We start from the raw sequence: 21,993 nt of genomic DNA on the forward strand, positions 1-21,993 counted from the left end.
AGCGCGTCGATGCGCGACGATCGCCTGCAAGATGATTTGCCCGGCGCCGCCGATCCACTCCGCCCCATTACCAGCAGGCCTGTTGCCGGCAGGCGGGGCAGTTGGATCGGCGGCCCGGGCTTCATCTTTGTCCTGCTGCTGTTGCTGATCGGCGCCGGCTCCGCGCTCTATCTGCAGGCCACCGGCAATCTCGACCGCCTGCTGTCCGGCGGCGATCTGATCAGCCTCGGCTCCGTCCCGGCGGCAACCAGTGCAAGCCAGGGTGCCAGCGGCAGTCCGGACATGCAGCCGATGAACGCCCTGACAGCCGCACCGGCGGCCCCCGCAGCGGCACCCAGGCAACTCATCCTCACCGCCATGACGCCGCAGGAACTGATGGCGGCGCGCCCGGCACCACGCTCCTTGCGCCTTGCCGCCGGCGAATTTGACCAGCCGCCCATCAAACGTTTTGCCCGGTCGGCCATGTTCCTGGGCACCAAGCCACGGATCGGCATCGTCGTCGTGGGTCTCGGCCTCAATCAGGGCGTCACCGGGGCCGCGATCGCCGACCTGCCGCCGGAGATCACGTTGAGCTTCAGCCCCTACGCGCCGGATCTGGCTGCCTGGATCGATGCCGCCCATGCCTATGGCCATGAGGTGATGCTCGATCTGCCGCTGGAGCCGCGCAACTATCCGCAGGACGATCCGGGTCCGCTGGGATTGCTCACCGCCCTCAACAAGCAGGAAAATTTGCGCCGGCTGGATCAGCTGCTGGACGGTGCCGACGGCATCACCGGCGTCATCACCCAATTCGGCGACAAGTTCCTCGGCGACCGCGATGCCCTGCGGCCGATCCTCTCCGAGCTCGGCCAGCGCGGCCTTGGTTTCATCGCTGCGAGCGGCACTGCGGCCGCCCTCGACACTGCGCGCCAAGGGCTTGCCGATGCACCGTGGCTCGCCACTGCCGATCTTGCCGTCGACCAGGATGAATCGCGCCAGGCCCTCGCCGCCTCGCTCGATGGCATCCTGGCACGTGCCAAGGTGCAGCAGCATGTGCTGGCCGTCGTGCCGCCCTATCCGTTGAGCATTGCCGCCTTGACGACATTGGCGCCGGCTGCCAAGGATCGCGACCTCGCGCTGGTCCCGGCCAGCGCCCTTCTCAGCCAGGACTGACATGACGATGAGCAAAATGACCGATGCCCAGATCGACCGGCTGCCTTATCGCCGCGGTGTCGGCATCGTCCTGTTGAACAAGGCCGGCAAGGTGTTCGTCGCCCAGCGCATCGACAGCCCGGAACCCGCCTGGCAGATGCCGCAAGGTGGCATCGACAAGGGCGAAGAGCCGTTGGCTGCCGCCTGGCGCGAGCTTCATGAAGAGACTGGGGTCCGCTCGGCGGACTTCATCGCCGAAACACCCGATTGGCTGCGCTATGATCTGCCGCGCACACTGGTCCCGAAGATGTGGAAGGGCCGTTATCGCGGCCAGGAGCAGAAATGGTACGCCTTCCGCTTCACCGGCGATGAGGGCGAGATCGTCATCGACGGCGATCATGCCGAATTCAGCGCCTGGCGCTGGGCGGATCTCCAGGAAACGCCCAAGCTGATCGTCGATTTCAAGCGCGGCCTTTATGAAGACATCGTCAAGGCCTTCCGCCATCTGGTGGACTAGATGCCAGGCTCACGCCTGGTCGGAATTCTTTTCCTGATCCTTCAGGCGCGCCGCGGCAATCGCTGCGATCGCCGCCTTTAATTCGGGCTGCTGCTGCGTCAAGCGGTGAAAATCGACACGGTCGAGACTGAGCAGCCGCGTTTCGGCAACGGCCGTGACGGTCGCTGTGCGCGGCCCCTCCGTCACCAGCGCGATTTCGCCAAAGAACTGGCCTTTGCCGAGCCGAACGGGTGCTGGCCGGATATCGACTTCGACCTCGCCCGCCATCACGAAAAACATCGCATCAGCCGGCTCGCCACGCCGGATGATGACCTGGCGTTCGGGCACGATCTGCGATTTCAGCAACCGGGCAATGCTGGCGATCCGTGCTGCATCCAGCCCGGAAAAGAGCGGCACCTTGGCGACCGCGTGCCAAGTCACGACAAAATCCCGCCGCTTCAATTCTTCGGCAAAACCGGTGGCGAGGATGCCGGCGGGGACAGCGAACATGGCGACGCCGATGAGGATGATGCTGCCGCCGAACAGGCGCCCCAGGCCCGTCAAGGGAACCATGTCGCCGTAGCCGACCGTGCCCATGGTGACGATCCCCCACCACAAGGCTGCCGGGATCGACGAAAAGACCGCCGGCTGAGCGTCGCGCTCAAGGAGATACATGATCGAGGAAGCCAGAAAGAGCACCACCAGCATGGTGGCAAGGGCTGCAAACAGCGACCGCGCCTCGTTGCGCAACACGGCAACGATCAGCGAAAGGCCGGTGGCAAACCGCGCCAGCTTGAACAGGGCGACGAGCTGCAGCAACAGCGTGGCATCGCGCCAGGCGTTTCCCCCGAGGACCAGGGTCAGGAGCGATCCGGCCGCCAGAAGATCGACAATTCCCAGAAAAGAAAACAGGTAGCGCTTGCGTGGCTGCTCCCTGCCCGGTGCAAGTTCGGGTGCGCACCAGAATCGTGCCACCCACTCCAGCAAAAACAGGATGCCGCAGAATAAACCGCCCAGGCGAAACCAGGGGGCATCGACCGCCAGCTGCGGCACGGTACCGAGCGACGCATCGCCGACCGCCACCAGGATCGTTACCGCAAACAGAAGGCGCAGCCAGAAGGCCGGCTCATGGCCCTCCGACCTCGCATCAAGTGCGTCGACGAGCGCGCTATGTAGGGTCATAGACCCAGCCTTCCCCTAGCAGGCCATCTCCCCGCCTGAACCGCTATGTTACCGGTTCATCCGATTCTCGACCAAATCCGTCACCACATTGGGATCGGCCAAGGTTGAGGTATCGCCCAAGGCGCCATACTCATTCTCGGCGATCTTGCGCAGGATACGGCGCATGATCTTGCCGGAGCGGGTCTTCGGCAGGCCCGGCGCCCATTGGATAAGATCCGGCGAAGCGATCGGGCCGATCTCCTTCCGGACCCATTGCACCAGTTCCTTGCGCAGCTCCTCGGTGGGCTCGACGCCCATGGTGAGGGTCACATAGGCGTAGATGCCCTGGCCCTTGATGTCGTGGGGATAGCCCACCACCGCAGCCTCGGCGACCTTGGGATGTGCCACCAGGGCGCTTTCCACTTCCGCCGTGCCCATGCGATGACCGGAGACGTTGATCACATCGTCGACGCGGCCGGTGATCCAGTAATAGCCGTCCTCGTCACGCCGGCAGCCGTCGCCGGTGAAATACTTGCCGGGATAGGTGCTGAAATAGGTTTCGGCAAAGCGCTTGTGATCGCCATAGACCGTGCGCATCTGGCCCGGCCAGGAATCGGCGATGCACAGATTGCCCTCGCACGCCCCTTCCATCACCACACCATTCGCATCGACGATCTGCGGCATGATGCCGGGCAGCGGCTTGGTGGCGGAACCCGGTTTCAGCTTCGTGGCACCGGGCAAGGGCGAGATGAGAATGCCGCCGGTCTCCGTCTGCCACCAGGTATCGACGATCGGGCAGTGATGCTTGCCGACCACGCGGCTGTACCACAGCCAAGCCTCGGGATTGATCGGTTCGCCCACCGAACCCAGCAGGCGCAGCGATTTCAGGCTGCATTTGTTGACCGGTTCCTCGCCCTCGCGCATCAATGCGCGGATCGCGGTCGGGGCGGTATAGAAGATGTTGACCTTGTGCTTGTCGCACACCTGCCAGAAGCGGGAGGCGTCGGGATAATTGGGAACGCCTTCGAACATCAGGGTCGTGGCGCCATTGGCGAGCGGTCCATAGAGAATATAGGAATGGCCGGTCACCCAACCCACATCGGCCGTGCACCAATAGATATCGCCGTCGTGATAGTCGAAGACATATTGATGGGTGAAGGCGGCATAGACGAGATAGCCGCCGGTGGTGTGCAGCACACCCTTGGGCTTGCCGGTCGAGCCGGAGGTATAGAGGATGAACAGCGGATCCTCGGCGTTCATTTCGGCCGGGCTGCAATAGGGCGCCACCTTCGCCGCCTCGTCATGGTACCAGAAGTCGCGGCCCGTCTGCATGGCGACCTCGCCACCGGTGCGCTTCACGACGATGCAGGCTTTCACGTTCGGGCATTGCTTCAGTGCCGCGTCGACATTGGCCTTCAAGGCCACGCGCTTGCCACCGCGCAGTCCCTCGTCGGCGGTCACCACCACCGGTGAATCGCAATCGACGATGCGCCCGGCCAGACTGTCCGGCGAGAACCCGCCGAATACCACCGAATGCACCGCACCGATGCGGGCGCAGGCCAGCATCGCATAGGCAGCTTCCGGGATCATCGGCATGTAGATGGTGACGCGGTCGCCGCGCTTGACGTTGTGCGCTTTCAGGACATTGGCCATGCGGCTGACTTCCACGGCCAGTTCGGCATAGGTGATGTGGCGCGATTCAGTGGGATTGTCGCCTTCCCAGATGATCGCGGTCTGGCTGGCGCGGGTCGCCAGATGCCGGTCGATGCAATTGACCGACGCATTGAGGGTCCCGTCATGGAACCAGCGGATCCGCACATCGCCGGTAAAGTCGACGTCCTTGACCTGGGTATAGGGCCTGATCCAGTCGACGCGCTTGCCATGCTCGCCCCAGAAGCCGGCATTGTCGGTGACCGACTTCCGGTACATGGCGTCATATTGGGCGGCATTGACATGTGCCCGGGCTGCCACGGCGGCCGGAACGTCGAAAACCTGCTGTTCGCTCATACGCTTCGGGCCTCCCAAGCCCCGTAATCGACATACTCATCGACTTATCATTATTGCGTCCGGTTGGCCCGGAACGCCCATTCGCTGCGGATTATCGACAGAACGTCGCGCCGTTACAAGGCTTTGGGCGCCCATGCCCCTGACATCCTCCAGCATATACCTGGGTACGTCCCCAGGCATATCCCGCCACCACATAGCAGCCCGAACGGCCACAAAAGAAAATCCCTCCTTTCGGAGGGATTTGCAGTCCTAATCGTCTGGGTGGGTCAGGGTATTACCGGGCTTGCACGCGGGTCAGGAACTCCTCGACCGCATGGCGCAGATTGCCCTGTTCGCGCAGCATATCTTCCAGCGACGAAGCGACATCGGTGGCCGCCGTGCCGGTCCGCTGGCTCGATTCGGCGACGATGGCGATGGTATGGGTGACTTCCTGGGTGCCTTGGGCTGCTTGTTGCACACTGCTCGCAATCTCACCCGTCGCTGCCCCCTGCTCCTCGACCGCCGCGGCAATGGCGGTCGCCCCTTCGCTGATCGCGTTGATCGAGCTGGTGATGTCGCGGATGGCGGTCACGGCAAGATTGGTGGTCGACTGGATTTCGGTCACCAGTTCCGAAATTTCCTGGGTCGCCTTGGAGGTCTGGCCAGCGAGATTCTTGACCTCCGACGCCACCACGGCAAAGCCCTTGCCGGCATCGCCGGCACGGGCCGCTTCGATGGTGGCATTGAGGGCCAGTAGATTGGTCTGCGCCGCGATTTCCGAAATCAGGCCCAGCACGTCGCCGATGCGCTGCGCCGATTTGGCAAGTGCATCGAAGGTGCGGTTGGTTTCCTCGGCCTTCGACACAGCAGCACGCGATCCGTCGGCGCTGGTGGTGACGCGCTGCGAAATTTCCGCGATCGAGGCCGACAATTCCTCGGTTGCCGCCGCCACGGTCTGCACGTTGCCGGCTGCCTGGTTGGCGGCATTGGCCACGGCCTGCGCCTGGCTGCTGGAACTGTTGGCCGTATCACGCATGGTGTCGGCCGTGCTGCGCAAGGCATCCGTCGACTGGCCGATCGTCACCAGCGATTGCTTGACCTGATTGTCGAACTGACGGCACAGCTCCTGCAAATCACGTGCCTTCTGCAATTCCGCCTGCGACCGCTCGCTGGCTTCACGCTCCAGGCGCTCAGCTTCCATCGCACTCATCCGCAGGCTTTCCAGCGCCACCGACAATTTGCCCAGTTCGTCGGGCTGCCTGGGTTCGGGAACCGGGTCAGCGAAATTCCGCTCAGTCAAACGGGCCACAGCGCCCATCAAGACCTGGATCGGCTTCGAGAAGCGGTTGAGCACGGCCATCACGCCGAGTACGGCAAGGATGACGGCGATGACGAGGCCGACGGAGGCCGCAATCAGCGTCCATAGGGCATGCTGACGCAGACCTTCGACATGCACTTTCGCCTGTTCGAAGGCCACGTCAGTGATTTTGAGGATCGCCTTGAACGGGCCGTTGCAAAGATCGCTGAAAGCCTTGCCTTCCATCGCAGGCTTGCCACTGCCGTCAAATTTGGCAGCGATATCGGTCAGCTTGGCCTGCGTCTCGGCAATTTGCGAACGCGCAGTTTCCACCGCACTCTTGATTTCAGGCAAAGTGCTGGGAGTTGCCAGCAACTCATCCAGCACGAGGAAACCGCCCGTATAGATACCGATGCCCTTGTTCCACTCGGCGGTCTTCTCCGGCGGCAACGGCGCACTCTCCGCGACCTGTGTCCGCAACAAGGTGCATTGAGGGCCATAGGTGTTGCGCAGCATCCAGCCCAGGCGCCGCACCTGAACCATTTCGGCCAGGAACGGATCCTGCATTCGGACGACATTGCCCATCACCACCGACATCGCATTGAGCGCATCCTGGGTGTCGTAGACAGAGGCGCGCCAATCCATGGTCTTCTTCAGGGTTTCCGGTTTAGCACGCTCCTCCTTGGACAAAGCTGCCTGTTCGTAGAGCGTAGCCTCCAGCGCCTTCATCGCCTTGACCTTGGCATCGACATCGGCAAGCAGAGCATCCTTGCCGGCAAGATCCATCGCCTGCACCTGATCGAGGGCGGCCGTCAATGCGGTATCGGCCTTGGCAATCACCTCGTCGATCTTGGGCTTCGGATCGTCAGCCGTCTGGATACTGGTCTGGGCGGGACTGATCTGATCGCGTTCCGCCCTCACCGCCTGGAACACCGCATAATCGGAATCCACCGACACCTGCGCAACCCTTGCTGCCTGATAGTCCTGCCAGGCGTTTGCTGCGAAGACCACCATGGCGGCCACCAGGCCGGTCAGGATCACGATCTGCAGGGTGATCAACAGGCGGGAAATCGATGTGCGGAACATGGCAGCCCTCGTCTTCATCAAACTCTGGGGGCATCGCCCCATTTGTAAGATGATTGATAAGCAGTAAATCTATCGATTTCGTTAATTTAGCCAGCATTCGGACCAAAGTATTCGGACCAAAATACTCTGGCCAAAGGACGATGGGCAGGTATCGCGCGATACCTGCCCATCCGGTCAAAGCAACAGTCCATTGCCAGTAGGAATTAAGGGGCTATCGGCGTTGCACCCACCGCTTGCGAGCCAAAGCCCGCGCCAAAGCTGTTTTGGGTATCGTCGCCGATGGCATGCCAATCGACCTTGCGCGTTGCCACCATGGTCAGGACCAGGATGATCAGCAGGCCGATCGTGCCTGAGAGCAGCGCATAGCTCTCCATCTGCAGCAGGACGAACATATAGGTGTGGAGCGCGGTCAGGATCATGCCGGTGAACAGGCCCGCCACGCGCCGGATGGTGGCGGCGGCATAACAGGCAACGATCGTGATATCGACGATGCTGGCGATGAGATAGGCGTACCCGAAGGAGATCTGCTCGGCCAGCGACAGCAGCAGCAGATAGAAGAGCGAAATGGCGGCACCGATCAGAAGATATTGAACCAGATGGACGCGGTCGCGTTTCAGCAGGCCGATGATGAAGATGGTGCCGAAGGTCAGCCCAACCACCAACAGCCCGTATTTGACGATGCGCTCGGTCTGCTGATGGACGTCGCCCGGTTCAGCAAGACTGACGCCGACAGTCGGCGTGATATCGGGCTGCAACGTGAACTCGCCATCCCGCCAGGCCAGCGGAATGCCGGTTGCCAGATGATTGACCGACCAATGCCCGGTAAAGCCGCCCTCGTCGATCTTGTACTCGGCCGGCAGCGGCGTGCCGGTGAAATTGGGGTGCGGCCAGGTGCTGGCAGTCGCGATTTCCGTCTGGCCGCCCAGCGGCAATACGTCAAGTGACGCGCGGCCATTGAGCGCGACGTCGATGTCGAACTTCACGATCTGCGGCCCCATGAGCGCAAGATCGGCACCCAGCCCTTGGCCCTGCAAGATCTGCGGCGTCAACCCTTCGACCACCAGCGATTTTCCGTCAGCCTTGATCGTGATGGCGCGCAGCGCCCGTGTGCCCGGCAGCAGGATGGCAAGGCGCGCCTCGTTCCAGCGGATCTGCTCTGGTGCAACATCCCAGCGCGTGAAATCCGGCACCGAAAACGATCCGCTCATCTGCAGCTTGGCGCTGTAGACAAGGACGTTGTAGATGCTCTTGTGTCGCTGTTGATGGACCGAATTGGTGGTCACGTTCGTTTGCGCCGGCAGAAAGGTGGCGACATGGCGCACCTTCACCGCTTCGCTGCCGCCATCGGCCGTCTTGCGCCGTTCGACCGATTCATAGGGGACGAGCAGGATCGGCGTGCTCACCGTCTGTGCCGGACCCCATTGATCGCCGATCTCGGCCACCACCTCGCGCTTGCGGTCGCTGCGCTCCTGCACCACCCCTTCGACCATGCCGAGCGGGATCAGCATGATGAGGATGAGGCCGCACAGAAAGAGGACACGCTTTGCAGCCTCGAAGCCCGCATTCCGGAAGATGCCAGTCCGGCGGGGCAGCGCCACGCGATCCGCCGGGTCCGGCGGCACCAGATTATTGTCCGGCCCGTTGTCCGGCCCAGTATCCGCGTCGTCTTGGTCGGTCATGAAAAACCCCTGTCATGTGAAATGAACAGGGGTTTTGTGGACGCTGGGCTGGGCGGCGGCGCGGCCGGATCATGGCAGGATCGCGGCCATCTGCCGGTAATCCTGCGAAACGCGTTACGGCTTGATGCCGCCCATCTTGCAGATCAGCTTCCATTGCGGCGCCGTGATCGGCATGACCGACAGCCGCGACTGCTTGATCAACGCGATATCGGCCAAGTCGGGCGTCGCCTTGATGGTGGCCAGCGTGACCGGTGTCTTCAACGGACGCGACGGCTTGACATCGACCATGCCGAACTTGCCGCTCTCATCGGTATGGTCGGGGTAATATTCCTTGGCGATCTCGCAGATACCGACAATCTCCAGCCCCTCATTGGAATGATAGAAGAAAGCCTGGTCGCCCTTCTTCATGGCTTTGAGATTGTTGGCGGCCTGGTAGTTGCGCACACCATTCCAGAAAGTCTTGCCGTCCTTGACCAATTGGTCCCAGGCATATTTGACAGGTTCGGATTTCACCAGCCAGTAATTCATGACACCACCTACTTCGCCGCGCGCGGGAAGACATTGCGGTAGGGCATGATGGTGACCGATTGAAAGAGCCCGGCCTTGGTGTAGGGATCGGCCGCCACGAACACATCGACCGAGGCACGGTCGTCGACATTGAGGACCAGCAGGCTGCCGATCATGGTCTGGCCGTCCGGCGTCAGCAGCGGCCCGGCCGAGATCAACTGGCTTTCATATTTGATGAGATGGTCGACATGGGCCGGCCGATTGGCCATGCGCATCTCAAGATGGTTGGGCTTGTCGAGACAATAGATCATGAACGCCATGTCAGGTTCCTCATCCTTCGCAGAAGATCAATTCTCATTAGGCTTTAACCCATTAAGCTTTAACACCGGCGCCGGCAAGTTGCGGGGCCGCATTGTCCAGCGGCCAGCGGGGCCGTGGCGCATAGTCGAAGCCGCTGCGCTCGCCCAGGCGGAAACGCTCGATCCCGGCCCAGGCGATCATCGCGGCATTGTCGGTACAGAGGCGCGGTGGCGGCGCCACGATCTTAACGCCGTGACTGGCGCTGAGCTTCTGCAGGGCAGCGCGCAAATGCTGGTTGGCAGCAACACCCCCGGCCACGACCAGGGCGCCCAGGGTCGGATACTCCGCCTTGGCGATTTTCAGCGCGCGCTGGGTGCGGTCGATCAGGCAATCGACCACCGCCTGCTCGAAACCGGCGGCGAGATTGGCCCGCGTCCCATCGTCGAACGCGTTCTCGGCGCGCAAGCTGTCGACCCGCTGCCGCAACGCCGTCTTCAGGCCGCTGAACGAGAAGTTGCAATCCGGCCGCCCCTTCATCGGGCGCGGCAGGTCGGGATAGGGATGTGTCGCGTCCCGCGCAGCGGCAGCGACGGCCGGCCCGCCGGGAAAGCCCAGCCCCATCAATTTCGCCGCCTTGTCGAACGCCTCGCCGGCCGCATCGTCGATGGTGGCGCCGAGGCGCCGGTAGCTGCCCACGCCCTCGACCACCAGCAGCTGGCAATGGCCGCCGGAGACCAGCAGCAGCAGATAGGGAAAGGCCACGTCGTCGGTGAGGCGCGCGGTGAGCGCATGGCCTTCCAGATGATTGACCGCGATGAAGGGCTTGTTGTGGGCCATGGCGATGGCCTTGCCCATCATGACGCCGACGATGACCCCGCCGATAAGGCCAGGCCCACCGGTGACGGCAACACCGTCGAGGTCGGCGAAGCCCAACCCCGCCTGCTTCATGGTGGCCGCAATCGTGTCGTCGAGATGGTCGAGATGGGCGCGGGCGGCGATCTCCGGCACCACCCCGCCAAAGGGCGTATGTTCGGCGATCTGCGCAAAGATCGTATCGGCCAGGATGCGCCGGTCGCCGGCGACAATGGCCGCCGCCGTCTCATCGCAGGAAGATTCGATACCCAAAACGACCATTTCAACCACGTTGCGGAATTTGCAATCCGTTGCCATGGCCGCTAGGAAAGGGCGGCCAGCAAAGCGAGGTAGTTATGGCCGGTTCGGCACCAGGGATCAACCAAGGCGGCAGCCCGGATTCGGGCCCGGATTCACGAATTGGCGTGCGTATCGGCACGCGCGGATCGCCTCTGGCCCTGGCGCAGGCGGAAATGGTCAAATCAGCCCTCGCCGCCGCCCATACTGCCCTCTCCGCGCCCGGCACCGTCGAAATCGTGATCATCAAGACGACCGGCGACCAGATCCAGGACCGGGCATTGTCCGAAATCGGCGGCAAGGGCCTGTTTACCAAGGAAATTGAAGAAGCCCTGCTGGCTGGGACAATCGACCTTGCGGTCCATTCCATGAAGGACGTGCCGACCCAGCTGCCGGATGGGCTCGAAATCTGCTGCCTCCTGGAGCGCGAAGACCCTCGTGACGTCCTGATCAGCCGCAGTGGGACATCCATCGCCACCCTGCCGCAAGGTGCCGTGATCGGGTCCGCCTCGCTCCGCCGCCAGGCGCAGCTGCTGGCGCTCCGCCCCGACCTCAAGGTGGTGACGCTCCGCGGCAATGTGGGAACACGCCTCAACAAACTCGCCAACGGCGATGCCGACGCCACCCTGCTGGCCCTTGCCGGCCTGAAGCGCCTGGGCAAGGCCGATGTCGCCACCGCCATCCTCGATATGACGGAAATGCTGCCGGCTGTGGCACAAGGTGCGATCGGCCTCGAAATCCGCGCGGCGGATCGCCGCATGCGCGATCTGCTGCAGCCCTTGCACCACGCCGATACCGAAGCCGCCGTCACCGCCGAACGCGCCTGCCTTGCCGAACTGGAAGGATCCTGCCGCACGCCGATCGCCGCCTATGCCCATTTGACGCCGGACGGCCAGCTGCATCTCCGTGCCCTGATCGCCAAGCCCGATGGCAGCAGCATTTTCCGCGATGCGCGCAGCGGCCCTGTGGCCGACGCAGCGCGTCTTGGCCGCGACTCGGGGCGGCACCTGAAGTCACTAGCCGGGCCCGATTTCCTGGCTTAGTTTTGCCCCCATGCGCATTCTCATCACGCGACCCAGGGAAGATGCCGAAAGCTTCGCCGCGACCTTGATCGCGCGCGGGCTCGACGTCACCATCGAACCGTTGCTCACCGTCCAGCCGATCGCGACACCGGCGATCGACCTCGACGGCGTGCAAGCCATCCTGTTCACCAGCGCCAATGGCGTGCGCTGCTTTGCTGCCGCCAATTCGCGCCGCGATCTCAAGGTGCTGACCGTGGGCGATGGCTCTGCCACCGTGGCGCGCGAGCTTGGCTTTGCCCAGGTGGAAAGTGCCTCTGGCGACGTCACCAGCCTTGCCACCCTGGTCACCGACCGCCTGCATCCGCGCGATGGCGCCCTGCTGCATGCGGCGGGATCGAGCCTGGCCGGGGATCTCAAGGGACAGCTGGAAGCCGCCGGTTTCGTGGTTCGGCGCGCGGTGTTGTATGATGCCGTCCCGGCCACGGAATTGTCACCGGCCACCTTGATGAATCTGCGCCTCGGCGGCATCGATGCCATTGCTTTGTTCTCGCCGCGCTCGGCGCGCACTTTTGTCGATCTGTGGCGGCGGGCGGCACCGGTAGATGGGGGACTGCAGAAAGTAACCGCCCTGTGCCTCAGCGCCGCGGTGGCGCGCGAGGTCAAGGATCTGGACTGGCGGCGCAGCGAGATCGCCGCCCGCCCGGACAGCGACGCTCTGCTGGCACTGGTCGAGCTTGAGCAACAAAGGAGAGATGTGGAGATGTCGAACTCAGGTCCAGCCGCAGAGTCACCGCGCGAAGAAGCGGCGCGGGACAACGGCGCCTCCACAGATGGCTCCACGGGTACCATCGACGCCGACATGCGCGCTGCCGCGGCCAGCGATGCGGCAGCGGGTGCCGCCATCGTCGCCGCGATGCCCAAGCCCGCCGGTCCCGGCCGCGGTGGCGCCCTCATCCTTGGCCTGCTGGCCGGCGCCATTGCCGGCGGTGCCATGGTGGTGACGGAGCCGGTCTGGCGCCCCTATCTCCCCTGGCCGGCGGCGACCCAAGGCGATGCGTCGCTGGCTGCCGACATCGCCGATCTCAAGCGGCAATTGGCAGCGCAGGAAACCACCGCCGGCATCGACAATCAGGCCCGCCAGAAGCTCCAGGACCTGCAGGCCGAGATCGCCAATTGGAAAGACCAGCTGACACAGGCGACCGGCAACAGCGGCGCCGTCCCGCAGCCGATCGATCTCGGTCCCATCGAGATGCGCCTTGCAGCGCTTGAGGAAAAGATCGGCCAGCTGGCCAATGCGACGCCGTCTCCAAACACATCTGAAACGGCCGCCTCGAACACGACCGACACCACGGGCACCGGCGAGACCCAGGCACCGGCAACACCCGCCGTCGATGTCACCGCACTGACCACAAGATTGGCGGAACTGGAAGGCAGGCTCGCAGGGCTTGGCGATGCGGCAACCAGGCTCGATTCCCTGAGCAGCGAGACAGCGACGCAGAAGGCCGAGATCGAGACCGCCAAGGCGAAACTGGAAAACGTCGCCGCCCTCAACGACCGCCTCACCGCTCTGGAAAGCGAAGCCAAGACCTTGGGTGCCGGCCTCAGCGAAATGACTCAGGACAATGCCGATATCGGCCTGAAGCGCCAGCGCGCGGCAGCCCTCGTCCTGGCACTGGGCCAGTTGCGCGCTGGGCTCACCAGCGACCGCCCCTTCTCCGCCGAGCTTGCCGCGGCCGAAGATCTCGGCCGCGCCGATCCGGACATTGCGGCAAAGCTCGCGCCAGCGCTCGATCCCTTGAAGCCCATCGCCGACACCGGTGCACCGACACTCTCGCAATTGCAGGCATCCCTGCCGACGGCAGCGATCGCCCAGGCTGCCTCCGCCGATGCGGCGGGTGCTGCACTCGGCGTTGACAGCGGCTGGCTGCAAAAGACGCTCAACCGCCTTTCCGAACTGGTCACCGTGCGGCCGGTGGGCGATGTCGAAGGCGACGGCACCCTGGCGCATCTTGCCCGCGCCGAAGCCCGCCTCGGTGCTGGCGACCTTGCTGCCGCCGCAGCCGAAGTGAAGGGCATGAGCGGCCAAGCCACCGATGCCGCGAAGGATTGGCTGGCCCAGGCGGAAGCGCGCCTCGTCCTCGACACAGCCGCCGGCCATTTGGCGAGCGTGTCGGCGGAAGCATTAGTGCCAGCAGTACAAGACCCGGCGGCGCAAGACGGCGCCGCCACACCCGATCAATCGAATTGACGAGGGGCGGACAATGACCTTTTTCCGCGTCCTCTGGTTCGTCGTTAAGCTCGGCCTGCTAGTGGCGGTGGCAGTCTATCTCGCCAACCGGCCCGGCAGCCTCTCGCTCACCTGGTTCGGCTATCGCACCGATCTCCATCCCATCGCCCTTTCCTTGCTGGGCGTCCTGCTATGCTTGGGCATCCTCTTCGTGGTCGGCCGCATCATCGCCCGCATCGTCGCCGTCCCCGGCGATATCGGTGCGCTGCGCGGCCAGGCGCGCGAAGCCAAGGGTTATCAGGCGCTCACCCGTGGTCTCGCGGCAGCTGCCGCCGGCGATGCCAGGGAAGCCAAGCGCCTCTCGGTGACCGCGCGCAAGCTGCTCACCCGCGGCGATAAAGAACCGGCGATCACGCGCCTGCTGGCCGCACAAGCTGCCCAGCTCGAAGGTGACGATGCGGCAGCCCAGGCCCATTTCAAGGCGCTCTCCGAAACGCCGGAAACAGCAATCCTCGGCCTGCGTGGTCTGGCTTTAGGCGCGCTCAAGGAAGGCGACGAGGTTGAGGCAAGGCGTCTTGCCGAACGCGCCCTTGCCGCCAATCCCAACGCGCAATGGGCAGGCGAGACCGCCATGCGCCTGCAGGCCAAGGCCGGGCGCTTCGACGCCGCCGACGAAAGCTTGAAAGCTCTCATCCGCGCCGGTGCGCTGGGCGCCAAGGCCGGCCAGCGCCGGCGTGCGGCTCTCCTCACCGAAAAGGCCCGCCAGGCGCTCATCGTGGATGGCACCGACGTCTCCGCCGACGTGGCGCAAAGTGCCGCGCGCGAAGCAGTGAAGCTCGCCGGCGATTTCGCCCCCGCGCGCTTCGTGCTGGTGCGCCTGATGGTGCGCCAAGGCAAGCGCAAGGAAGCGATGCGCCTCATCGAACAGGTCTGGGACGATCATCCCCATGAGATCCTGGGCGAGGCCTATCTCGCCGCCGGCGACAATGAACGGCCACTGGAGCGCACCCAGCGCCTGGAGCGGCTGCAGAAGCAGAATCCCGATCATATCGAAACCCACCGCATCCTCGCCGAAGCCGATGTCGCCGCCGAACTCTGGGGCGAAGCGCATCGCCATATCGACCGGCTGCTGGAACTGGAAACTGTTTCCCTGGGTGGCCCCAGCCGCGCCACCTGCCGGGCGCTGGCGCAAATCGAAGAAGGCGAAAAGGGCGATCATCTGGCTGCCCGCAGCTGGCTCGATGCCGCAAGTTCCGCGCGGCCCGATGCAGGCTGGATCTGCCAGCAATGTGGCGGTCGCGGCGATGCCGGACCGGAAAGCGGCCATTGGCAGCTGATCTGCCCGCATTGCGAGGCGATCGACAGTTTCGAGTGGCGCCATCCCGCTGGCGGCCGCCTGGGCGGCGCTGCCCTGGCGCTCTCTGCACCCCGCCAGGATCAGGCCAAACCCCTTGATCCGACTGCAGAAATCGAAATTCTCGCGCCGGAGACGGCCCGCCAGAAGCTGGAAACCAGCCAGGCGATTTCCTCCGCCGCATCAGTTGACGCGGCCCGGCTGATAAACTAGCTTCCGGCCCGCGCCAATCTGGCAGCCGGCGCCGCCTTAGCTCAGGGGTAGAGCAACTGATTCGTAATCAGTAGGTCCGCGGTTCAATTCCGCGAGGCGGCACCATTTTCTCCCCAAAATGCACGGCCGCGACCTCTCAGTCGCGATATGTATCAGACCGCCGCAGCGCGCGCTGGCGCCATGCTGGCCATACGATTGCCCAATTGCCCACAATCGCTTTGCGATGGCGACATGACCGGAACGATGGTGTGGGCGTCGTCCGCTGTTCTCACGCGACAAGCGATTTGGAGCTAGTCCGCATGGATCGTCCAATGCGGTTCGCCCGATTATTTGTTGGGCCTACGCGCTTCATCGCGACCGAGTGTCGCGCCGTCTCCGGCCCAACACGAATCGGAGGAACGACCGCCGGTCGCGTCGGTTTGGTTTTAAGTGGAACTAACCGAAATGGAGAACAGCGATGACTTACAAATTCCTGACACCAATCGCCGCCGCGGCACTGTTGCTGAGTGGAGCAGCCTCGTACGCTGACCAGGTGCTTCCAAACTCCGCCAATCCAGCCAATTGCACCGAAGGTACGGCGGCAGACTGTCCGCAGGATGACGACGCTGTGGACAACGCTTTGCCCACACCGGACGTCAATACGCAAAGCGGCGTCAGCAATCCGACAAATATCGATTCAAACAACGCCACCACAACACAAAGTGGCCCGAGCAACCCAGAAAACAGCAATATTATAGATCAGGATACTGGGAATACGGACGGGTCGAGTGGGGCCGCCCAATAAGGGAAGCGTCACAAATGGAGGCAACTGGTTAGAGGAGAGGCAAAGCGGCCTCTCCTCTCCCGCTCCGGTCGTTCCAATGCAATAGAATCGACGATTCAAGAAGGGCGACCAGACGTACTGGCTGGAGCGAGTTCAACAAGGATTCTGTGATGACGTCCGAGGTAGAGATTTCCCATTATGCCAAGCTTCTCTACGACAGGTATGGCGAGGATGCCGATGTTATCGCCGCTCTGCGGGCTGATCGATTGCTTGAGTTCGGCGAACTAGAGAGGCATGGGACCTGGATACGCATTCTTCGGGCCCTCGCCGAGTTGCGAAGCGAGGCGTCGAAGACCAACAACACAATCCACTGACTAAACTTCTGTGGCGCTTGTCACTCCGGCCAGTCATGGCCGGAGTGACGTTTGCCTCAAACATCCGCAGTGAGATGGCTCCCCAGGATCAAGCCCAGCGATTGCATGTCGCTGACTTGGCCGCCGGCCCAGCCGGCGAAGGTGGCGCTGGCGGCACCGTTGTTCCAGCTGAGCGTCAGATTGGTGCCAATTGTCGAGACCGATACGCCGGCCTCGCTGAGATCCTGCCAATCGTCACCGGTCCCATCCGTGATGCCAGAGAATTTGATGAAATCGATGTTGGCGTTGAAGTCGGTGGCCGTGGCGCTCCCTGCATTGTTGATGTCGAAGGCGAAGGTATCTGCCCCGGCACCACCCGTCAGGATGTCGTTGCCGTTGAGGCCGCCGATGCCGTCATTGGCATCGACGCCACCAAGGATGTCATCGCCATCGCCGCCTAGCAGCGTATCGTTGCCAAGGCCGCCGATCAGCGTGTCGTTGTTGGCGCCGCCATCCAGACTGTCATTGTCGGCGCCACCGTCCAGCACGTCGTCGCCAAGGCCCCCCAGCAGCTTGTCGAGGCCGCTTTGACCATAAAGCGTGTCTCCGTCGGCACCCCCATCCAACGTGTCGTTGCCGGTGCCGCCATCCAGGATGTCGCTGCCGATACCGCCCAACAGCTTGTCGATACCGTCATTGCCTTCCAGATAATCGTCGCCAGCACCGCCATCCAGGGAGTCGTTGCCGTCACCGCCGAACAAGCCGCCCGCCGTGACGTTGCTGTCGTTGCCGTCGCCGCCGATCAAGGTGTCGTTGCCGGCGCCGCCATCGAGATGGTCGTTGCCGCTGCCACCGTCGAGCAGGTCATTGCCGTCGCCGCCGAACAATCCGGCACCGCTATAGGCATCGTCGCCCTCTTGGCCGTAGATCTTGTCGTCGCCGGCGCCACCTTCCATCAGGTCATTGCCGGTGCCGCCATAGATGGTGTCGTTGCCATCGCCGCCCAGCAGCGCGCCGTTGCCATAGCCGTCGTCATACTCACCGCCATAGATGGTATCGTTGCCGGCGCCACCGTCGATATGATCCGGTCCCTTGCCGCCCGACAGAATATCGTTGCCGAGCAGCCCATAGAGCCAGTCATTGCCGTCACCGGAAGTCAGCGTGTCGTTGAAATTGCTGCCGACGATGCCCTCGATCGAGACATAGGTATCGCCCTTGGCCTCGCCGGTGTTCTTGCTGGTATCGGTGAGATTGACGATCACACCGACCGTCGCCGTTTCGTAGCTGGCCTTGTCGATGTCGGCACCGCCTTCCAATGTGTCGGCGCCGAGGCCACCATTCAGCGTATCGTCCCCGCCACCGCCGATCAGCAAATCGTCACCGGCAAGTCCCCATATCTTATTGTCCGAGTCGCTGAGGCTCAGCGTGTCGGCAAAAGCGCTGCCTTCGAGATTCTCGATGTTGGAAAGCGTATCGCCCGCAGCTTCATCCGAGCCGCTCGTCGCGCCAAGAATGTCAACGATGACACTTGTTGTTGCAAATTTATAGCTGGCGACATCTTCGCCATCGCCACCGTCGAGATCGTCGAAGCCGAGGCCACCGATCAGGATGTCGTTCTCGGTACCGCCGGCCAGCGTATCGTTTCCATTGCCGCCGATGAGCGTATCCGCGGCGGCACCACCGAACAGCTCGTCATCATTGTCGCCGCCATCGAGCGTATCGTTGCCGGCATCGCCCGCAAGGAGATCATTGCCGGTACCGCCGAGAAGCTTGTCGTCCCCCGCCTCACCGGAGAGAATGTCATGGCCGCCGGCACCGTCGATGATGTCATTGCCCTTGCCACCGTTCAGCACATTGTCCAACCCATCGCCGGTCAGCTTGTCGTTGAAATCGCTGCCCTCGAAAACTTCGATGCTGGTATAGGTATCGCCGGCCGCATCGCCGGCGTTGAGCTTCGAATTGCCGAGATTGACCGTGACGCCGGCCAGTGACGTGACATAGGTCACGACATCGTCGTCATCGCCACCGATGAGCTTGTCGGCACCCGCCCCGCCGATCAGCGTGTCATCGCCGTCGCCGCCGTTGAGCGTATCCGCCCCGGCGGCGCCATTGAGGAGGTTCTCGTCACCATCGCCGGTCAGCGAATCGGCACCAGTGCCACCGATGAGATTGATGATGTTGGCATAGGTGTCGCCGGCGGCATCGCCGGCAGAGCCAACGCCCGTCAGCAGATTGGCAATCACGGCTGCTGTCGATGTGGCATAGCTTGCCGTGTCGTCGCCGCCACTGCCCTCAAGGCTGTCGCTGCCGGCGCCACCCACCAGGACGTCGTCACCGAGGTCGCCATAAAGGGAATCGTTGCCGGCGCCGCCTTCGAGATAATCGTCGTCGTCATCGCCTTCGAGGCTGTCATTGCCGAGGCCACCCAGCAATTTGTCGTTGCCGTCGCCACCGGTCAACTCGTCGTCGCCGGCGCCGCCGTCGAGATAGTCATCACCGTCATCGCCCTCGAGCGTGTCATTGCCCAGGCCACCCAGCAGCTTGTCATTGCCGGTGCCGCCGATCAGCGTGTCGATGCCGTCGCCGCCATCGAGGCTATCGGTGCCTTCCTTGCCCTGGAGCTCGTCATCGCCCTTGCCGCCGATCAGCGTGTCGCTGGCCTCGCCACCCACGAGCAAATCATCGCCATCGCCGCCATCCAGCGTGTTGCTGCCGGCTTCGCCCTGGGACGTTTCGAATTCGCCATAGAGCTTGTCGTTGCCGATCCCGCCCGACAGATTGTCCTGGCCATAGCCGCCGATGATTTTGTCATCGCCGATCCCGCCCACGATGATGTCGTCATCGTAGCCGCCGTCGAGGTCGTCCGCGCCGGCGCCACCGTCGATCTTGTCGTTGCCGTACGACCCCGCAATGATGTCATCGCCATTGCCGCCGGTGAGCGTGTCGTTACCATTGCCGCCATCGAGCGTGTCGATCCCTTCGCCGCCATCCAGGATGTCGTCATTGTCTTCACCGTAAAGCGTATCGACACCGAGGCCGCCGATGAGCTTGTCGTTGCCGTCGCCACCGAGGAGCTCGTCATCGTCGGCGCCGCCGTCGATCGCATCGTTGCCGTCGTCGCCATTGAGCGAATCCTTGCCGCCCTCGCCCAGGATCGTGTCGTTGCCGTCGCCACCGTCGATCTCGTCTTCGCCGTCGCCGCCTTTGAGGGAATCGTTACCAGCCCCGCCCTCCAATTCATCGTCGCCGCTGTCGCCGTTGAGGATGTCGTTGCCGGCATTGCCAAAGAGCGTGTCGCCTTGATCGCCGCCGTTCAGCGTATCGTTGCCGTCCCCGCCGGAAAGCTCGTCCTCGCCAATACCGCCGGTCATGAGATCGTTGCCGCCCGCACCCAGCAGCGTATCGTCATCGCTGCCGCCAATCATCGTGTCGTTGAACTTGCTGCCCGAAATGGCCTCGATATCGAGATAGCTATCGCCTTTGACGTCGCCGGTATTCTTGCTGGCATCCGCGAGATTGAGGACGATCCCCGCTGCGGCCGTTTCATAGCTGACGGTATCGACACCGTCGCCGCCGTCCATCAGATCGACGCCCTGGCCGCCGATCAGCGTGTCATCGCCTTCATTGCCGGACAGGATATCGGCGCCGGCGGCACCGAGGAGCCGGTCATTGTCCAGGCCGCCATTGAGCGTATCATTGCCGTCGCCGCCATCCAGCGTATCGTCGCCCTCGCCGCCATAGAGCGTGTCCTCGCCGGCAAGACCCCAGAGCTTGTTGTTCTTGTCGTCGAGACTAAGCACGTCATTGAAAGCACTGCCCTCGAGATTCTCGATATTGGCCAGAACATCGCCATCCTCTTCGCCGGCACCAAATTCGCCCCCGAGCGTGTCGAGGAGGATGCCTGCTGTTGCGAATTTATAGCTGGCGGTGTCTTCGCCATCGCCACCGTTGAGAGCATCCCCGCCAAGACCGCCGATCAGGCTGTCATCGCCGTCGCCGCCAATGAGCAGATCTGCCTCGGCGGCGCCATCGAGAACGTCATTGCCGGTGCCGCCGTCGATCCGGTTGGCGCTGGCATCCCCGGTCAGCTTGTCGTTGAAATTGCTGCCGGTCAGATGTTCGACCGTGACGTACGTGTCGCCGAGCGCATCGCCGGCATTGAGTTTGGAATTGGTGAAATTGGCCGTGACGCCGGCCAGCGAGGTGATGTAGCTCACGGTATCGCTGTCGTCGCCGCCCTCCAACTTGTCGGCACCGGCCCCGCCAATGAGCACGTCGTCGCCGCCATTGCCTTTTAAGGTGTCGGCGCCAGCACCACCATCGAGCCAGTTTGTGTTGCCGTCGCCAATCAGCGTATCGCCACCCTTGCCGCCGATCAAATTGTCGACGCTGTTGTAAGTGTCGCCTTCCGCGTCGCCGCCCTTGCCTTTGTTGGTGGAGAGGTCGGCCGTGACAGCGGCGATCGATGTCTCATAGCTGACCGTGTCGGTACCAAAGACGCCATTCAGGCTGTCGGCACCCGCACCACCGATGAGCACATCGTTACCATTGTCACCAAAGAGGGCATCGTTGCCGGCCCCGCCCAGCATCCGGTCGTCATCGTCGCCGCCATGCATGTAATCGTCGCCGTTGCCGCCATCGAGGATGTCGGCGCCCTTGCCGGCGCTGAGAGCAAATTCGATCCGGTCGTTGCCGTCGCCGCCGCGCAGATTGTCGGCGAAATCGCTGCCGACCAGCCGGTCATCGCCGCCGCCGCCATCGATCGAATTCTTCGCGGCGGTCGCATAGAGCGTCTCGTCATACATCGTGCCGGTATAGAATTTGGTGGCGGCGTTGTAGACCGGTCCCACCACCGGATCGAGGACGATGGTGAGCGTTGCCGTGCTGGTGTTCCCCAGCTTGTCCTTGACGGTATAGGTGAACGTGTCGACATCGTTGGTGTCGATGTTCTGGAAGTCGTCGTTGGCTTCGTAGGTATAACTGCCATCCGCCTTGAAAATGAGAATGCCGCCCCGGCTTCCGGTCAGCGCATTCACTGCACCCACCATGCTGGGGTCGATCGTCAGGGGCGCTGTCCCGCCGCTATCCTTACCCAGGCTTCCGCTCGTCGTGTTGGCGCCGGTGATGACGTTGCCGGCGGCGAAACCGCTGACGGTGCGGTCGAAATCGTCCTGGATATCCATAGCTTCCCCCAATGTGTTGATTTCGTTCCTAGATCCAGACCAAACCAATCCCTCCGCGCCGATCTCTTCTGCCCGAAGAGTTCAGT

General features: G+C 63.1%; 15 protein-coding genes and 1 tRNA gene. 8 read left to right on the top strand and 8 right to left on the bottom strand.

Features of this window, described 5'->3' with window-relative positions:
- Positions 1–9 precede the first annotated feature (9 nt).
- The gene (locus AC1DWZ_RS15885; protein WP_477169895.1) at positions 10–1,152 is read left to right on the top strand and encodes a divergent polysaccharide deacetylase family protein; all 1,143 of its coding nucleotides are present in this window, start codon (positions 10–12) and stop codon (positions 1,150–1,152) included.
- A gap of 7 nt (positions 1,153–1,159) precedes the next feature.
- Positions 1,160–1,648 (top strand): RNA pyrophosphohydrolase, encoded by a 489-nt coding sequence (locus AC1DWZ_RS15890; RefSeq protein WP_477170083.1) that lies wholly within the window; start codon positions 1,160–1,162, stop codon positions 1,646–1,648.
- A 9-nt stretch (positions 1,649–1,657) separates the two neighbouring features.
- On the opposite strand, the gene AC1DWZ_RS15895 is transcribed toward AC1DWZ_RS15890, so the two are convergent.
- The 7 genes from AC1DWZ_RS15895 to tsaD form a co-directional block, all read right to left on the bottom strand.
- On the bottom strand, positions 1,658–2,809 hold the full coding sequence (locus AC1DWZ_RS15895) for a cyclic nucleotide-gated ion channel (RefSeq protein WP_477169896.1): 1,152 nt from the start codon (positions 2,807–2,809) through the stop codon (positions 1,658–1,660).
- A gap of 48 nt (positions 2,810–2,857) precedes the next feature.
- Entirely contained in the window at positions 2,858–4,795 is a 1,938-nt protein-coding gene (gene acs / locus AC1DWZ_RS15900; protein WP_477169897.1) for an acetate--CoA ligase, read from the bottom strand.
- Positions 4,796–5,069: 274 nt separating this feature from the next.
- On the bottom strand, positions 5,070–7,157 hold the full coding sequence (locus AC1DWZ_RS15905; protein WP_477169898.1) for a methyl-accepting chemotaxis protein: 2,088 nt from the start codon (positions 7,155–7,157) through the stop codon (positions 5,070–5,072).
- A 203-nt stretch (positions 7,158–7,360) separates the two neighbouring features.
- Positions 7,361–8,836, bottom strand: coding sequence for a cell envelope integrity protein CreD (gene creD, locus AC1DWZ_RS15910; RefSeq protein ID WP_477169899.1), 1,476 nt, complete (start codon positions 8,834–8,836; stop codon positions 7,361–7,363).
- A gap of 114 nt (positions 8,837–8,950) precedes the next feature.
- On the bottom strand, positions 8,951–9,364 hold the full coding sequence (locus AC1DWZ_RS15915; RefSeq protein WP_477169900.1) for an EVE domain-containing protein: 414 nt from the start codon (positions 9,362–9,364) through the stop codon (positions 8,951–8,953).
- Between the two features lie 8 nt (positions 9,365–9,372).
- Positions 9,373–9,663: a YciI family protein gene (locus AC1DWZ_RS15920; RefSeq protein ID WP_477169901.1), complete on the bottom strand. Its 291-nt coding sequence runs from the start codon at positions 9,661–9,663 to the stop codon at positions 9,373–9,375.
- Positions 9,664–9,715: 52 nt separating this feature from the next.
- Positions 9,716–10,777, bottom strand: coding sequence for a tRNA (adenosine(37)-N6)-threonylcarbamoyltransferase complex transferase subunit TsaD (tsaD, locus tag AC1DWZ_RS15925; RefSeq protein WP_477169902.1), 1,062 nt, complete (start codon positions 10,775–10,777; stop codon positions 9,716–9,718).
- Between the two features lie 74 nt (positions 10,778–10,851).
- On the opposite strand from tsaD, the gene hemC reads away from it, so the two are divergent.
- From hemC to AC1DWZ_RS15955, 6 genes are all read left to right on the top strand, one after another.
- The gene (hemC, locus tag AC1DWZ_RS15930; protein WP_477169903.1) at positions 10,852–11,835 is read left to right on the top strand and encodes a hydroxymethylbilane synthase; all 984 of its coding nucleotides are present in this window, start codon (positions 10,852–10,854) and stop codon (positions 11,833–11,835) included.
- Between the two features lie 10 nt (positions 11,836–11,845).
- A complete protein-coding gene (locus tag AC1DWZ_RS15935) occupies positions 11,846–14,062 on the top strand; it encodes a uroporphyrinogen-III synthase (RefSeq protein WP_477169904.1) in 2,217 nt (738 codons plus the stop codon).
- Positions 14,063–14,075: 13 nt separating this feature from the next.
- Positions 14,076–15,608, top strand: coding sequence for a heme biosynthesis HemY N-terminal domain-containing protein (locus tag AC1DWZ_RS15940; RefSeq protein ID WP_477169905.1), 1,533 nt, complete (start codon positions 14,076–14,078; stop codon positions 15,606–15,608).
- A 30-nt stretch (positions 15,609–15,638) separates the two neighbouring features.
- Positions 15,639–15,713, top strand: a tRNA-Thr gene (locus tag AC1DWZ_RS15945).
- Positions 15,714–16,065: 352 nt separating this feature from the next.
- Positions 16,066–16,392, top strand: a complete 327-nt coding sequence (locus AC1DWZ_RS15950) for a hypothetical protein (RefSeq protein ID WP_477169906.1) — start codon at positions 16,066–16,068, stop codon at positions 16,390–16,392.
- Between the two features lie 149 nt (positions 16,393–16,541).
- Positions 16,542–16,745 carry a hypothetical protein gene (locus tag AC1DWZ_RS15955; protein ID WP_477169907.1) on the top strand — a complete coding sequence of 68 codons (204 nt, stop codon included), beginning with the start codon at positions 16,542–16,544 and terminating at the stop codon, positions 16,743–16,745.
- A 56-nt stretch (positions 16,746–16,801) separates the two neighbouring features.
- On the opposite strand, the gene AC1DWZ_RS15960 is transcribed toward AC1DWZ_RS15955, so the two are convergent.
- The gene (locus AC1DWZ_RS15960; protein WP_477169908.1) at positions 16,802–21,907 is read right to left on the bottom strand and encodes a beta strand repeat-containing protein; all 5,106 of its coding nucleotides are present in this window, start codon (positions 21,905–21,907) and stop codon (positions 16,802–16,804) included.
- Between the last annotated feature and the right edge of the window lie 86 nt (positions 21,908–21,993).

It is taken from the genome of Dongia sp. P2_B8, from assembly GCF_056404715.1.